This window comes from Paraburkholderia sabiae (genome assembly GCF_030412785.1).
Lineage (GTDB): Bacteria > Pseudomonadota > Gammaproteobacteria > Burkholderiales > Burkholderiaceae > Paraburkholderia > Paraburkholderia sabiae.
This window is the reverse complement of the sequence record NZ_CP125296.1, coordinates 722099-737753: the sequence shown is the minus strand read 5'-3', so window position 1 is coordinate 737753 and position 15655 is coordinate 722099. Positions and strand designations below refer to the sequence as shown.

The following is a 15655-nucleotide window of genomic DNA, read 5'->3' as shown; positions in this document are numbered from 1 at the left end:
AAGGAGTTGCGTCATGGCTGATCAACCGAAAAAAATGAACGTCGTGCAACTGACGTTCATCGTTACCGTGAACATGATGGGCTCGGGCATCATCATGCTGCCGACCAATATGGCCAAAGTAGGCGCGATCTCGCTGCTGTCGTGGGTGGTGACGGCGCTGGGCTCGATGGCGATTGCCTACGGCTTCGCGCAGGCCGGGATATTGAATCAGCGCGCGGGCGGCATGGCCGCGTATGCCGAAGACGCGTATGGCAAGCCCGGCTACTTCCAGGTGTTCTTCCTGTACTTTCTCTCGCTGGCGATCGCCAACGTCGCCGTCGCGAGTTCGGCGCTCGGCTATCTGGCCGCGTTTTTCCCCGTGTTGACCTCGTCGCCCGTGGCGACCTGCGTCGGTGTCATCGTGCTGCTGTGGATCACCACGGCCGCGAACTTCGGCGGGCCGAAGCTGACGGGGCGCATTGGTTCGGTCACGGTGTGGGGCGTGATTCTGCCCGTCGGCTTCATGTCGATCGCGGGATGGTTCTGGTTCAAGCCCGACCTCTTCGCCGCCGCGTGGAATCCGCAGGGACTGCGGCTGATCGACGGCATGGGCTCCAGCATCGCGCTGACGCTGTGGGCGTTCCTCGGAATGGAATCGGCGGTGCAGAACTCGTCGGCCGTCGAAAACCCGAAGCGCGACGTGCCGCTCGCATGCCTGTTCGGCACGCTCGGCGCGGCCGTCATCTACGTGCTGTCGACGACGGCGATCCAGGGCATCGTCCCGAACGCGGATCTCGCCAAATCGACGGGACCGTTCGGTCTCGCGTTCGCGCATATGTTCAGCCCCGTGATCGGCTCGATCGTGATGGCGCTCGCGGCGATGGCGTGCGTCGGCTCGCTGCTCGGCTGGCAGTTCACGCTGGCTCAGACCGCCAAGGACGCTGCCGACAGCAACATGTTCCCGTCGGTTTTCAGCAAGGCGAGCCATAACGGCGCGCCGATCCCGGGCATGATCATCATGGGCGTCGTGCAGTCGCTGATGGCGCTGTCGACGATCTCGCCGAATCTCGCCGAGCAATTCGCGGCGCTCGTCAATCTCGCCGTGGTCACGAACGTGCTGCCGTATATCGTGTCGCTGTCTGCGCTGTTCGTGATGATGCGCGACGCGGGCACGGAACCCGCCGTCTACCGGCGCAACGGCATCGTCGCCGTGATCGCGATGGTGTATTCGATCTACGCGCTCTACGCCTCGGGCAAGGATGCCGTGCTGGGCGGCATGCTCGTGATGGCGATCGGCTACGTGATCTATGGCTTCATCGCGCCGCGTCTGTCGCTGCTGGGCCTCAAGGCGCGCAAGCCGGCGATCGCGGCGGCCAGCATCATCGCCTTCGTGGTGATCTGTGCACCGGCGCCGCGCCCGGCGCACGCGGCGGGAACCAGTAGCGCGCTGTCGGGCGCGCTGGCGCGGATCAAGCAGAGCGGCCAGATCAACGTCGGCTACGTCGACGCGGCGAGCCCGTTCATCTATCGCGACAATGCGGGCCGCGTCGTCGGCTATCTCGCCGGTCTTTGCCAGGGCGTCGCGGATCAGACCCAAAGCGGACTCGGCCTTCCCGCGCTGAAGGTGAACTGGACGCTCGTTTCCGCCGACGAGCGCTACCGCGCGCTGCAGGATCACCGGATCGATGTTTTGTGCGGCGACCCCGAAACGCTCACGGGCCGCAAGTTCATCAGCTATTCGGTGCCCGTCTATCCGGGCGGCGTCGGCGCGCTGCTGCGCACGGACGCAACGCGCGGTCTCAAGGAACTGCTGAGCGGCGACATCCAGCCGCACGGCCCGATCTGGCGCGCATCGCCTGCGCAACTGCTGAATGCGCAGACGTTTTCCGCCGTGAAGGGCTCGCCCACGGAACGCTGGCTCAACGACCGCGTCAGCGAGTTCAAGCTGACGGCACATATCGTCAGTGTGTCGAGCTATGAAGAAGGCGTGCGGCTGGTGCTCGACCGGAAAACCAATGTGTTCTTCGCCGAGCGGCAGATCCTGCAGGACGCCGTCAAGCGCAGTACGGCTTCAGACAACCTGCTGGTGCTGCAGCGCCGCTTCACCATCGTGCCCGTGTCGCTCGGCGTCTCGCGCGACGACGAGGACATGCGGCTGTTCGTCGATCAGGCGCTGAGCAAGATGTATCTGTCGGGCGCGTATCGCGGGATGTACGTGAAATGGTTCGGCGAGCCCGACGAAGACACGAAGAATTTCTATCGGATGGCCGTTGTGCCCGAGTAGGCACCAAGGGGAACACCACATGTCTTCCGCGACCGAATCCGTCTATCGCCGCCTCGGCATGAAAGCGCTGCTGGTGCATCACGAGTTCGACGCCCGCACGGCAAGCGGGCGCGCCGCGCAGTCGCTCGCCGCCGAACTGAAAGAGCGGCACGTGCGCGTCGTGACGGCTGCCTCGGCCGACGATGCGGTCTCCGTGATCCGCTCCGATCCGCTGATCCAGTGTCTGCTGCTCAGCTGGGAACTCGAAGACGACGAAACGCATCAGCGGGCGCAAAGCGTGCTCGACGCACAGCGGGTGCGCAGCGCGACCGTGCCCGTCTTTCTGCTCGCGAGCCGCACGAGCGCCGCGACGGTTCCCGTCGACGCGATGCAGAAGGCCGACGACTTCATCTGGATGCTGGAAGACACGACGTCGTTTATCGCCGGACGGATCATCGCGGCAATCGAGCGCTATCGCGAGTCCGTGTTGCCGCCGATGTTCGGCGCACTCGCGCGCTTTTCGAAAGTGTTCGAGTATTCGTGGCATACGCCGGGGCATACGGGCGGCACGGCCTTCATGAAGTCGTCCGTCGGCCAGGCGTTCTTCGAATTCTTCGGCGAACAGTTGTTCCGCTCGGATCTCTCCATTTCCGTCGGCGAACTCGGCTCGCTGCTCGACCATAGCGGACCGATCGGCGAGAGCGAACGCTATGCCGCGCGCGTGTTCGGCTCGCATCGCACGTACCACGTGACGAATGGCTCGTCGATGTCGAACCGCGTGATCCTGATGGCAAGCGTGACACGCAACCAGATCGCGTTGTGCGACCGCAACTGCCACAAGTCGTCGGAACATGCGATGACGATGTCGGGCGCAATACCCACGTATCTGGTGCCGCCGCCGTGAGCCGCTCGGGCATCATCGGGCCGATCATGCCCGAGCGGCTCACGGCGGCGGCGATCCGTCTGCTGATCGAGCAGAACCCGCTGGTGAGAAACCGCGACGGCGTGGAGCCCACACCCGTTCACGCGCTCGTGACGAATTCGACTTACGACGGCTTGTGCTACAACGTGACGCGACTCGAAGAACTGCTGGGCGAAAGCGTCGACCGGCTGCATTTCGACGAAGCCTGGTATGGCTACGCGCGTTTCAATCCGCTGTACAGGGACCGTTTCGCGATGCACGGCGACCCCGCCGACCACGATGCAACGAAGCCGACCGTGTTCGCCACGCACTCCACGCACAAGCTGCTCGCGGCGCTGTCGCAGGCGTCGTTCATTCATATCCGCGATGGCCGCAACCCGATCGAACATGCGCGCTTCAACGAGGCGTACATGATGCACGCGTCGACCTCGCCGCAATACGCGATCATCGCGTCGAACGATGTCAGCGCGGCGATGATGGACGGTCCCGGCGGCGAAGCGCTCACAGGCGATGCGATCCGCGAGGCGGTCGCGTTCCGGCAGATGCTCGGCAGGCTGCACGCGCAGTTCGATGAGCAAAGCGACTGGTTCTTCGACGGCTGGCAACCCGAGGTCGTGGTCAATCGACACACGGGACGGCGCACGTCCTTCCATGAAGCGGATGAAGAACTGCTCGCCACCGATCCGTCGTGCTGGGTCTTGCATTCGAATGACTCATGGCACGGCTTCGGCGCGATCGAGGATGGCTACTGCATGCTCGATCCGATCAAGGTGTCGATCCTGACGCCGGGCGTCGCGCCGCAAGGCGGGCTGTTGTCCGTCGGCATTCCGGCGTGCGTCGTGACGGCGTATCTCGACCGGCATGGCATCGTCGTCGAAAAGACCACCGATTTCACGATCCTGCTGCTCTTCTCCATCGGCATCACGAAGGGCAAATGGGGCACGCTCGTCAACACGCTGCTCGACTTCAAGCGGGACTACGACGCCAATCTACCCCTCGAACAGGCGTTGCCGAAACTGCCCGCGACCTGGCCGGAACGATACGGCCGTCTCGGCCTGCGCGATCTCTGCGATCTGATGTTCCGCGCGATGAACGATCTGCAGACGACAGAGATGATGTCGCGCGGTTTCTCGACGCTGCCTCATCCCGACTACAGCCCGCAGGAAGCGTTCGAACTGCTGGTTCACAACGAAGTGGAGACGCTGGATCTGTCGCAGATGGAAGGCCGCACAGTGGCGAACGCAGTCGTGCCGTATCCGCCCGGCATTCCGCTGCTGATGCCGGGCGAGAACGCCGGTCCCGCCGACGGCCCCTTGCTCGGCTATCTGAAAGCGCTCGAACAGTTCGACCTGCGTTTCCCCGGCTTCACACACGATACGCACGGTGTCGAAGTGGAAGACGGCGTGTATCGCATCGCGTGCATCCGGAAACGCTAGCGCCGCAAGCCGACTAGAACCTGCCGCGCCGGGTCGGATCGCGCATCGGATCGGGCTGTTTCTGGGTCGTCCGCAAGACGCCCTGATCGTCGAAATAGAAGTGGAAGATCATGTAGTCGACGTTGTTCTCCAGATAGCGGTACGACCAGACTTCGCGTTTCATCAGCTTGAAATACGACGTTTCGAACGGTCTGCCGAAGTTGATGAGCACATCGTTGCGCGTCCACTTGTTGACCTCGGCGCGATAGAACTCGTTGTCCTGCAACACCTGACGAACGCTCACCACCTTGCCCGATGCATCGATATCCGCGGCCGTGGTGGTCGTGCCCATCGGCTGCGTCGGCCACATGAGCCGCTTGCCGCCGTTCGGCAGTTCATAGGTTTCCTTCGGCGGACCGAGGCGCGCGATCACCGTCGACTGATCGGCGCCCGCCTCGATCTGTTGATGCGGTTGGGCACACGCCACGAGCAACGACGCCGCCGCACACAGCATCACGAACGTGATCCCGTTCATCATGAGCTGATCCTGCCTTCAGATCTTCAGGCGCGACACCTTGGTGCCCGAAAGCGACACGTCGCCCATCAGGCCCGCATTGGTCAGCACGATCGCTTCGATGGGCGCAGTGGCCGTCGCCGTATCGATCTCGCCGTTCGCGCCGACCTTCAGCAGCGCAACCGATCCTTCGCCGCCCACCGACCAGCCTTTGGAATTGCGGAAGCTGTTCAGCGCGTCGTGCGTCATGAAGAGGAAAATGATGGCCTTCGACTGCGCGCCCGCCTGCAAGCCGAACGATCCCGACACCGTGCTGTAATAGCCCACCGACTTCCCGCCGACGTGCAACGCGCCTTCGCCGTACTCGCCGCCCGCAATGAAGCCGACCTTGATTACCGACGGAAACACGAGCACGCCGTTCGCCTTGGACACGAGTTCCTTCGAACCCTTGACCGTCTCGTAGAGCCGCGCGATTGTGCCGTGCACCTTGGCATCGATTTCCTGCCGCTTTGCTGCATTCGATTCGGCCGCGACGGCGGCTTGCATCGCCGTGGGGAGTCCCGCCACGGTCAGCACAGCGGCGCCGGTGCGTAAGAAGTTTCGTCTGCGCATGGTCTTCTCCAATGTGTTGTTGCTACGCCTAGATGCGGAAATCCGCCGCCATATCTTCGTCCGTACGTGCTTCGAGTTGCCCGGACCGGCACGCTGCGGCGAATCGGTCGTAGTCGTGCTCCACCTGATCGGCGTACCGGGTCGCATACGCGATCAACGCGTCGCTCATCCTGTCGCTGCGGCCGAAATACTCGCTGATCTCCGCGGCGAGTCCGCTCGCCTTCGCATGCGCACGCGCCAGCACCCAGCCGCACAATGCGCCATAACGCGCGAGCAGGTCCGCGTCCATCAGTTCGATCTGCGCGGAGAGCTTCATGTCGCGCAGCTGACGCGCGTAAAAGTGCCTGCCCAGCGGCCCTTTTGCCCAACCGAGGAACGGGTCGCTCGCGGCCTGCATCAGACGCTGTCCTTCGACGACGCGTTGTCCCTCATGGCCGTTCTTGCGCTTTCCGCGATATCGCGCGATGACCGATTGCGATGCTTCCTTGAACTGGAGAAACAGGGGCTTTCCGTGCCGGTCCATCATCAGCATGATCACGCAGCGCGTGCCGACGCTGCCGACGCCGACCACCTTGAACGCCAGATCCTGAAACGTGAAATGGCCGAGCAAGCGACGGCGATCGAGTGCGAGCGTCGACAGATATTCGGTGAATGCAGCCGCTCTCGCGCCTTCCAGATTCTTCAGCTTCAACAGCTCGTCGTCCGGACTGAAGAGCGTCTGCTCGCCCTGAATATGGAAGACGGCAGGCGGCGCATCGAGGATGATCAGACGGTCGCCGTCGCGCCGCGTGAGCTTCGGCAACAGCGATTCATGCGTGCGCGTCGCAGCACGCTCCATCGCGCGCCGGACTCTGCGCTGCACCTCGGGTTCCGTCGATTCGGCGAGCACGCGCTCCAGTGTGATCTGTTCATACCAGGTTTCCAGAATGCTCATCTCGGCGTAGGCCTGCATTCTCGTCTGATAGCTGTGCGAGACCGCATATACCAGTTCCTCGGCCTGCTTTTCCTTGAACCCGAGGTTGCGCGCGGCCAGCACGAAGCTGACGAACGAGCCGTTTGATATCCCATTCCCACGGCGCTTCGCTGGTTTCGTCGAAGTCGTTGAGGTCGAACAGCAGCCTGCGTTCCGGCGTCGCGAAACCGCCGAAGTTGGCGAGATGGCAGTCGCCGCAAATCTGGAAAACGAGACCCGAGTCGGGCGTGCCCGCAAGATCGTGTGCCTGGATGATCGCGCTGCCGCGAAAGAACGCAAACGGCGACGCGAGCATTCTTCCGTAGCGCAGCGGCACGAGCCGCTCGACTCTGTCCGCGCTGTTCAGCTTCAACAGCTCGACAGGATCGCGATCGACATTGCCGATCTCGGACTGCTGGCTGCGCGGCACCTGTCGCGACGTAATAGCGCCACCGCCGCTCTTGCCCTGCGGAGCGGCTTTTTCGATCTTCGAAGGCTTTTTCATGGCTTGCACACCCGTTCGTTGAGTCTGCTGCAATGCGTGGGCAATCGGCCTGCAAATGTGGGCACCGTCGCGAACGACAGGCGATGCCGTCACCGGTGACGCGCGATCGCGTCGAATGCACCCGTCACCACGGGATCGGCTGCCGGCCACGGCGCATACGGTGTGGCCGCCTCGCGCCGACTCGCTGTCGTTCGCGTGCTCGCGAACACCCGCGCTCCACGGCCGCCGTGCTCGTGGGCAACATAACGCGCCACCTGCAGCGTTCCGTCGGCGAGCATGGCGCGCGCGGCGATGAGTATTTCGTTGCGGCTCATGCCGAGCCGCTGCGCGAGTTCGACTGCGGTGAACTCGCTGCCGTCCGCCAGCAGCGCCTGGATTCGCCTCGCCAGCCGGTCCGATCTGCGCGTATTCGACGCGACAGCCGGAAGCCTCGCCGATGCCCTCTGCGGATACATGCTCTGCATCACGCCAGGCAATTCGCCGATCGTTTTCCCTGCGGCTGCCTCCGGATTTCGCGCGCGATAACAGCGCTGATCGATATCGAGCCGGCAAAGCGTGCTCTCGAAGATAACCGTCAACTGGTCGACGCTGAAACGCGAACGCAGCGCACGCCATACCTCTTGCCATCCGCCGAAAAGACCACTGCGGGCAAGTTCGTAAGCGGCTTGCCTGATCGACTCGCGCGCCTCGACGATCTTCATGTCGATCGTGCGCGTCATGGCAGCCTTCCCTGGATGTCGAGCGCGCTGGTCAACCGATCCGCTGCTGGCTTCATCGCCATCCCGAACAAAAATGCGTCAGGTTAAAGAATAGGCTTCACGCATGCTCCCGAACATTGGACCTTGGTCCAATATGGCGCGCTAGAAACTCACCGCAAATCCAAACGACACACCGTGCACGTTGTGCCCGAACACATAACGAACGAGCGCACGCGTGCGCGTAATCACGATGGGATATCGGCTGCTGTCGAGTTCGAGTCCGACGCCGACCGACGTGAGATCGTTGAAGCCCAGCACGCCTGCGCTGTCGCCGAAATAATGCGAGTAAGCAAGCTCCAGCACGTAGCGCACGGGACGGTCCAGCGCGTGCCATCCCGTCGGCGCACGCCAGCGCGTCCACAGACTCAATTGCTGCGCGGTCGCCGAACCTTGAACGGCCTCGGAGCCGCCGAAGCTGCGCAGATAGATATCCGTCGCGCGCAATTCAGCATCGATTTCGTAGTTGTCGCGATAGTGCTCGTAATCGAGCACCAGCGAACCGCCGTAGCCGTATGCGTCCAGCGAGCCGTTCTCGAGAAACTGCAGATTGCTGTCGGTGACGCGGTTGAAGATCGACTGCCCCACTTTCAGATCGCTCGATACGCGTCCGAGCGTGCCGTTCAGGATCGGACGGAAGACGAGTTCGTCGGTGATGCGAAAGTCCCAACCCAGACCGATCGTGCCGCTGAAGGTGTTCCACTTCGTCGGCACGTCGCGCTGCTGTGAGCCGTCGGTCGCGACGAAGGTCGGGTCATAGCGGCTATAGGCGATCGTGCCTTCCATGTACAGGGGGAACGTCCTGCTGAGCGTGAAGCCGCCGCCCAGCTGCGACTGGCCGAAGCCGGGATTGCCCGTCGTGCCGTTATTGATGGACAGCGAACTGGTCGTGACGTCGGGCACGGTCGTGTAGCTCATGACGGCAAGCACGGCGTCGGCATGCCGCTTCACATTCCCGCCGATCACCGTGTGATCCGACAGTTGTTGGGCGTGCGGCTGCACGGACAGCAGCGCGAAAAGCAGACCCGCGCCCCATGTCCATAGCTTGCGGACCAGACCGGCTTTCGCACGAACGCGCGGAGCGTTCGCCCGTTCGCACGCCGATCCGATGGTATGCACTTGCATAACCCGCTCCTCCGATTGCAGCCGCTAACCACTATCCGCTAACGGCCTGCCTCTGCGCCCGCCCGGTGCGCCGCTTCCTGTACGCCGCGCACGGCGGCGGCCACGATCAACCCTGTGAACACCACGCCGATCACTCCGAGCAAGACGGCATCGATACGGCCGAATGTCGACGTGGGCACCACGTCGCCATAGCCGATCGTCAACGCCGTGATCGCGCAGAAGTACACGGTTTCAACCAGCGTCGAAGGGGTCCGGTTCAACGTCTCGACGGCACCGCCCCAGCGATACATGCCGAACGTCAGCAGAATGAACAGCAGGAGCAGGCCTGCGAGAATCGTTCGCAGATACCACAGCGTCCGGCTCATTTCCCGCAGGATCTCGCGAGCCCGCAGGCGCACAACGGTATCGCGCGTTGCATTTCCCATTGCAGGCTCCTCTCAGGACCCGCGCAACGCTTCATGCGTTGCCTCGTCCCGCTGCGGCCTCCATCGCTCGAACACCAGCAGCATGAAACACGCGTAAACCGTGACGGCCAGAAAGAGCCACATGCGCACGGCAAATGCGGTGTACACGTCCTTGCCTGCCACGCTGTCCTGCACCGATTGCCCGAGCAGAATGATCATCGTCACGAGGCTGTTCAGCCAGAAGCCGGGCGAATAGCGCGTCGGACTCAGGCCTTCGAGCTTGCGTCCGACCAGCAGGCCGACCAGCATCATCCACAGGAAAAACATCCACAAATCCACGAAGAGCCTGAGAGCGAACCAGACCGCGATCGCGAGCACACCGCCGAGCAGCGTCGAGCCGATCAGATCGCGTGCCGCATGACGGGCCGTCGTCGTGCAGGTCTGTCGGCCGAGACTGACCGACTTCATGATGATGGGCATGTAGCTGGCCGGATCGGTCATCGCGAGCAGATATGCGGGCATCACCACGAGCGCGGCACGCAGCGCAATAGAGGCTGCCCGTTCTTCCGATAACGCACGCGGCGCAGGCGGCCTCGCGCCCGCGTGCTCCGGAAACAGCTTGTGAACCAGCGCCGATATCAGCACGGCAAGCAGCAGCCCCTTTGCAAGCGCCCCCACGACCGTGGCCGCAAGCTGCAGGTCGGCTGTACCCGCAGCGGAGATCATCGTCAATCCCGCTGCCAGAAAGGTCGCGACGAGATTGTTGCCGCCGCGCAATCCATAGCGAAACGCGAGGAACAGCATGAGCCCCGTCAGCATCACGCCGGCGAACGCGTAGTGACGCAGCAAGGGCACGAGAAGCAGGCCGCTGCCCGTCGTCAGCGCCACTACCAGCGCGAGCGCGACGCCCGCCTTCAACGTCAATGGCCGGTTCTGCGCGGCGAGCAGAAACACGGTGAACACGGGCGGAATCACGGGTATCGGCAAATCCATGCCGAAGCCAAGCGCGAGCGCAAGCGCCGTCCCTGTGGCGATGCGCAGTGTGCGAGAACCGGGATGTTGGCGCGCGAGCTGCATGGCGGTATCAATAGAGATAGGAAACCCAGCTCATCGTGCGCAGGAACAGGCGTCCCAGCAGATTGAGCGGATTGCCTTGACTCGGGAACGCCATCACCTCGGCCTGTCCTCCCACACGCATGTCGTGCAGACGCGCACGTTCGCTCTGCTCGAATTCGACGATTACCGGAAAACGTTGCGCGGGACGCAGCCAGTCGCGGCTGTTCTGCACGGTCGGCAGGCTGCCGGGCGGCGTGCTCTGCCCGACGCTCACGCCGTAACCGACGCTGCGCACGCGTCCTTCGAAGACCTCGCCAGGCAGCGCATCCAGTGCGATGCCGACGGGCGTGCCGGGCTTCAGATGCCCCAGGTTGTTTTCCGTCATGTCGGCGCTGATCCATACGTCGCGAATCGCAATCAGTGTCATGACGGGACTGCCCGCCGCCGCGAACTGGCCGACTTCCGTGCGCAGATCGGTGACGACACCGCCCGAGCGCGCCTTGATACGCGCGTTGGCGAGATCGAGTTCCGCCTTCTCCAGTGCGCCCGCCGCGCTGCGAAGCTGCGCATTCTCAGCCTCGCTGCCGCCCTGCTGTTCGCGCGCACGCTCCACTTCGGCGCGCGCGGCGGCGACCTGACTCTGAGCCTGCTCATGCGTCGCGCGAGCAACCTCCAGACGTCGAAGCGATACGGTGCCCTCGTCTTCGCGATACAGCCGTTCCAGCCGGTCGCTGTCCTGCCGCGCCTTGACCTCGTTGGCGATCGCGGCGCGCAACCCGGCGAGCGCCGAATCGATGCCGGCCGTACTCGCGCCGACCTGACGACGCGTCGACTCGAGATCGGCGCGCGCGCGGTCGGCGGCAATCCGGTAGGGCTCGCTGTCGACTTCGAACAGCACCTGTCCCGCGTCGACTTCCTGGTTGTTGTGCACGAACACGCGCGTCACGCGTCCCGATACTTCCGCGGCGACGGGCACCACGTACGCCTGGATCCGCGCCTGCTGCGTATAGGGCGTAAAGCGGTCGGCAAGCAGATACCAGATCAGGCTCACGACGATCAGGCCCACGACCCACTTCACGGCCTTGCCCGACGGATCGGCGGTTGCAGGCCTGGCGCCGGCCGGTTCTGCCGGTTCAGAAGATTTAGGCGGCGCACCGGCCTGAGGTCCGGAGGTATCGCTCATCGTGACGCACCTTCCGCCTGACTGCGCGAGACGGATGCCGATCCCGCATCGTTCAGCAGATCGCCCCAGTCGGTGCGTTGCTGCATCTGCGCGCGGGTCGCCGCGTCGATCAGCGGCTGTTCCGTGTCCCAGCCTCCGCCGAGCGCCTTGTAGAGCGCAATCAGGCTGCCGACGGCATTGCTTCGGTTGACGACATAGGCGTCCTGCTGCGCGAAAAGCGCGCGCTGTGCATCGAGCACCCGCTGGAAGTCCGAATAGCCTTCGCGATAGATCGTGTTGGCGAGCGTGAGCGAGCGCCGCGCCGCCCCTTGCGCATCGTTCAGGATCGTGTCGCGCTGCAATGCCGCGATCAGCGCAGTAGCGGCATCGTCGGCCTCGCGCGCCGCTTCGCGCACGGTGTTCTGATACGCGACGGTCAGCTGTTGCAGACGGGCGTCCTGCACGCGTACGTTGTTGGTGATCCTGCCATGATCGAACACGTTCCACGTGACGCTCGGACCGGCGACGAGCGCCAGCGTGTTCGGCGAACCCGTGAGCGAACTGGCGCTCCACACGAGCGAGCCCAGCAACGACACGGACGGGTAAAGATCCGCTTTCGCCACACCGATCTGCGCCGACTGCGCGGCCATCTGAAACTCGGCGGCGCGAACGTCGGGGCGGCGCAGCAGCAGATCCGCGGGCACGTCCTGCAGCACCGCGCGGTTCACGAGCGGCACCACGCCCTCTTTCCCCGACTGCGCTTCGAGTTCCGGCAGCGATCCAGGCGGGCGGCCCAGCAGCACCGACAATGCGTGATGCCCGAGCACGATCTGGCTTTCCAGATCGGGGATGCTGCTCAGCGTACCCAGATACTGCGTCTTCGCCTGCTGCAGATCGAGTTCGTCCGTCTCGCCGCTCTTGAAGAGCTTTTGCGCGATCTCGTAGCTGCGCTTTTGCAACTGGGCGTTCTCGCGCGCGATACGCAGCCGCGCTTCGGCGGTACGCATCGTGAAGTAGGTGTCGGCGACCTGTGCGTGCAACAGAACGAGCGCGGCTTCGCGGTTCGCCTGCGCAGCGAAGAACGCGGCATCGGCGGATTCGATCGCGCGGCTGAAACGCCCCCAGAAATCCAGCTCCCAACCGATGCTGAAGCCCGCCCCGTACTGCCAGTAACCGCCCGATCGCGTATTGAATCCATCCGAGCGCTTGCGTGCCGCGTACAACACATCGGCGCTCGCCTGCTGCACTTGCGGATAGCGTCCCGCGAGCGCGATACCGAGTTGCGCACGTGCTTCGAGCACGCGCAGACCGGCGATCTTCAGGTCGCCGTTGCCCGCATCCGCCGCGGTAATCAGCTGTTCGAGATTCGGATCGCCGAATGTCCGCCACCACTGGCGGACGTCGGGTTGTGCACCCTGCTGCGTGACCTGTTCGATCGATGCACTGCGCCAGTGCTCGCTCCACGCTTCGTGCTGCGGCTGAAAGTCCGGTCCGACCCGCATGCATCCATTCAGGCAGACTGCCCCGAGCAGCACTGCGATTCCAGGTGGACGTGTCATGGAAGACACTGCGCGATCCTCGCAGCGCTAAGGCCGCTCGTGTGCCTTGATGTTCCCGGTTTGCGGCTGGTCTTTCACCCAGCGCCAGAACAGCTGATAACCGACCGCGAGCATCACGGGTCCGATGAAGAGTCCGATGACGCCGCCCGTGACCATCCCGCCGAGCGCACCGATCAGCACGACAGGCATCGGCACGGCCACGCCGCGGCCGAGCAGCAAGGGCTTGAGCACGTTGTCGGCGAGACCTGCGACGAAAATGTAAACGGAGAAGATGATCGTTGCCGTGCTGACGCCCTCCGTGACGATCACGAAGACGATCACGGGAATCGTGATCAACGTGGCGGGCAGTTGCATGATGCCGATGAGCAGCACCCCGAGCGCGAGCAGACCGGCTCCGGGTATACCCATCACGACGAAGCCGATGCCGATCAGCAGCATCTGGATGAACGCGATGCCGACCACGCCCTGCGCGACTGCGCGAATCGTCGACGTGCACAGATCGGCGATCTGCGGTCCGTTCTCCGGACCCGAGATGCGCGAGGCAATCAACACGGAACTGCGGTAGCCCTTCTCGCCGTGAGCCATCAGGATGCCCGCGACAATCAGCGCGATAAAGAAGACCAGCAACCCCGCGCCTAATCCTGTCACCGTTTCCAGCAGCACGAGCGCGGCACCCTTGAGTTGCGGCGCGAACTTTTGCGCAAGCCCCGTCAGATCCGTCGACGCCTGTTGCCAGAAATCGAAGATGCGGTGACCCACCACCGGCCAGCTGGCGACCGACTCGGCGGGCGGCGGAATGCGGAAGTTGCCGCTTTTGACGATGGCCATCGCGTGCTCGATCGAATCGGCGACGGCAAGTCCCAGCATATAAGTCGGCACGAGAACGACGCCGAACGCGACCAGAACGATCAGCGTCGCGATGAGGCCATCCTTGCCGCCGAGCGCGCGGCGCAGCCTGACCTGAAGCGGATAGAGCGTGATCGCGAGAATCAGCGCCCAGACCATCAGGTTGAGGAACGGCACGAAGATCCGGAAACAGAAAATCGCCAGAACCGCGATGAGTCCGGCGCGGATCAGCACATCGAGCAAATCTCTCGACAGCGTCCGTTCGGTAATCGGTGTGAGCAGCATGGTTCTTCTCCCGCCAGGTCACCTCGCGACTCATCCGCGATCAGGCGACAAGCTCTCGTTGCTCGTGCAGGGCGCTACGGATATCGCGACCGCTTCTGTCTAGACGATTTCCGCCTGAACTCTCTTGCGAATGTTTCTCAGCTTTTCGGGGTTCTTCACCGGAATTGATCATCCGGGTTCTACGCGTGACAGCCGTATTACGGTGTTCGTGTGAGTAAGCTTTTAATGGCGCGGCGGCCCTTGATGCGTCGGCGATGCGCCCCACTTCCATTCACGAAGCGCATCCGATGCAAAGCAGTTCCCATCCGACCTACAGGTACTATCGGACCTGCTTCCACAATATTCAATTGGACTTTGGTCGCATACCAGTACTTTTATTTTTTTGCTTCGCCCGAAAAGCAGCATGCTTATGCATTGCGCTCAGTACTTGATGTCGCGCGCCGCCTGCCGTCCGTGCTGTTTGGTGTCCCGCTTGTCCTGCCGGCATTGCGAATTGCTTTTCTGATCCGCGGCGCGGCAGTCATGCTTGGTATGCCGCGAACCCTGGCGGGTTTCCTGCCGGACGTCGCGCCCGGCACGGCGTTGCTGGGCCTGCTCCGTCGCCCATGACATGTCCGAAGTACTGGCTAGAAGCATCGAAGCGACAAGGGCAGCGAACAGACGTTTTCCGTCAGCCATGACATGATCTCCCGTCGACGATATCCCGACACCGGATTCAGCGGATATGACTACAGGTAGAGCATAGACGCCGCTCGTCGCGGAGTGAAGGCAATCATCATTCGACCACGCATTGCTCAGGCTGCGTGGCTGAAGCGATCTTCAGGAACGGTCAGGCCGCCGTTGCACGCCTGAACTCCTCGCCATTGATCCGGCTCGAAATGCTGATGTTTTCGGCGGGATGCTCGTGAATGATCACATTGATGATCTTCGGGTCCGAGCCGATCGAATCGTGCGTCACCTGAATGATGTCGCGCATCAATTGTTCACGGCGCTCGGGTGACAGCCCCTTCTTGATATGGCATTCGATGAAAGGCATGTATCGTCTCCTGGGTTTTATTTGAGGCGTGCAATGAGTTCTTTGTCGTTCGCTGCACCGTCGACATATTCGGGCAGATGTTCGCCATGCTCGACGAAGTTGATGCCGCGTCCTTCGCGGAACACGACGAAGATGTCGTCTTTCGTTTCGCCCGTTGCCTCGCCCACGATGCGTAACAGGCCCGCTGCAAGCTTGCGCTTCTGCTCGTCCGTACGGCCGAAACGCATATCACACGAAATAAGTGCCATCAGTATCTCCTGACAAG

13 protein-coding genes and 2 pseudogenes are annotated in these 15655 nt (G+C 63.1%); 2 read left to right on the top strand and 13 right to left on the bottom strand.

Annotated features, from left to right (window positions below; genetic code table 11):
* Window positions 1-13: 13 nt before the first annotated feature.
* Window positions 14-2263 carry a putrescine-ornithine antiporter gene (gene potE / locus QEN71_RS33020; protein ID WP_201647343.1) on the top strand — a complete coding sequence of 750 codons (2250 nt, stop codon included), beginning with the start codon at window positions 14-16 and terminating at the stop codon, window positions 2261-2263.
* A 19-nt stretch (window positions 2264-2282) separates the two neighbouring features.
* Window positions 2283-4600, top strand: a pseudogene (locus QEN71_RS33015) (Orn/Lys/Arg family decarboxylase).
* Window positions 4601-4613: 13 nt separating this feature from the next.
* On the opposite strand, the gene QEN71_RS33010 reads toward QEN71_RS33015, so the two are convergent.
* From QEN71_RS33010 to QEN71_RS32950, 13 genes and pseudogenes are all read right to left on the bottom strand, one after another.
* Window positions 4614-5117, bottom strand: a complete 504-nt coding sequence (locus QEN71_RS33010) for a hypothetical protein (RefSeq protein WP_201647342.1) — start codon at window positions 5115-5117, stop codon at window positions 4614-4616.
* Between the two features lie 15 nt (window positions 5118-5132).
* Entirely contained in the window at window positions 5133-5705 is a 573-nt protein-coding gene (locus tag QEN71_RS33005) for a BPSL1445 family SYLF domain-containing lipoprotein (RefSeq protein ID WP_201647341.1), read from the bottom strand.
* Window positions 5706-5733: 28 nt separating this feature from the next.
* Window positions 5734-7144, bottom strand: a pseudogene (locus tag QEN71_RS33000) (DUF2252 domain-containing protein).
* A gap of 107 nt (window positions 7145-7251) precedes the next feature.
* Window positions 7252-7881 carry a hypothetical protein gene (locus tag QEN71_RS32995; protein WP_201647340.1) on the bottom strand — a complete coding sequence of 210 codons (630 nt, stop codon included), beginning with the start codon at window positions 7879-7881 and terminating at the stop codon, window positions 7252-7254.
* A 141-nt stretch (window positions 7882-8022) separates the two neighbouring features.
* Window positions 8023-9042: a hypothetical protein gene (locus QEN71_RS32990; protein ID WP_223958158.1), complete on the bottom strand. Its 1020-nt coding sequence runs from the start codon at window positions 9040-9042 to the stop codon at window positions 8023-8025.
* Window positions 9043-9080: 38 nt separating this feature from the next.
* Window positions 9081-9467 (bottom strand): potassium channel family protein, encoded by a 387-nt coding sequence (locus QEN71_RS32985; protein ID WP_201647339.1) that lies wholly within the window; start codon window positions 9465-9467, stop codon window positions 9081-9083.
* A 12-nt stretch (window positions 9468-9479) separates the two neighbouring features.
* Window positions 9480-10523: a DUF2955 domain-containing protein gene (locus QEN71_RS32980; RefSeq protein ID WP_201647338.1), complete on the bottom strand. Its 1044-nt coding sequence runs from the start codon at window positions 10521-10523 to the stop codon at window positions 9480-9482.
* A gap of 7 nt (window positions 10524-10530) precedes the next feature.
* Window positions 10531-11685, bottom strand: a complete 1155-nt coding sequence (locus QEN71_RS32975; RefSeq protein ID WP_201647337.1) for an HlyD family secretion protein — start codon at window positions 11683-11685, stop codon at window positions 10531-10533.
* Window positions 11682-13223, bottom strand: coding sequence for an efflux transporter outer membrane subunit (locus tag QEN71_RS32970; RefSeq protein ID WP_223958155.1), 1542 nt, complete (start codon window positions 13221-13223; stop codon window positions 11682-11684). Before QEN71_RS32970 ends, QEN71_RS32975 begins: the two co-directional genes overlap by 4 nt.
* A gap of 27 nt (window positions 13224-13250) precedes the next feature.
* Window positions 13251-14354, bottom strand: a complete 1104-nt coding sequence (locus QEN71_RS32965; protein ID WP_201647335.1) for an AI-2E family transporter — start codon at window positions 14352-14354, stop codon at window positions 13251-13253.
* A 420-nt stretch (window positions 14355-14774) separates the two neighbouring features.
* Entirely contained in the window at window positions 14775-14990 is a 216-nt protein-coding gene (locus tag QEN71_RS32960; RefSeq protein ID WP_377789797.1) for a hypothetical protein, read from the bottom strand.
* Between the two features lie 193 nt (window positions 14991-15183).
* Window positions 15184-15390 carry a tautomerase family protein gene (locus QEN71_RS32955; protein ID WP_201647333.1) on the bottom strand — a complete coding sequence of 69 codons (207 nt, stop codon included), beginning with the start codon at window positions 15388-15390 and terminating at the stop codon, window positions 15184-15186.
* A gap of 17 nt (window positions 15391-15407) precedes the next feature.
* On the bottom strand, window positions 15408-15638 hold the full coding sequence (locus tag QEN71_RS32950) for a tautomerase family protein (protein WP_201647332.1): 231 nt from the start codon (window positions 15636-15638) through the stop codon (window positions 15408-15410).
* Window positions 15639-15655: the final 17 nt, after the last annotated feature.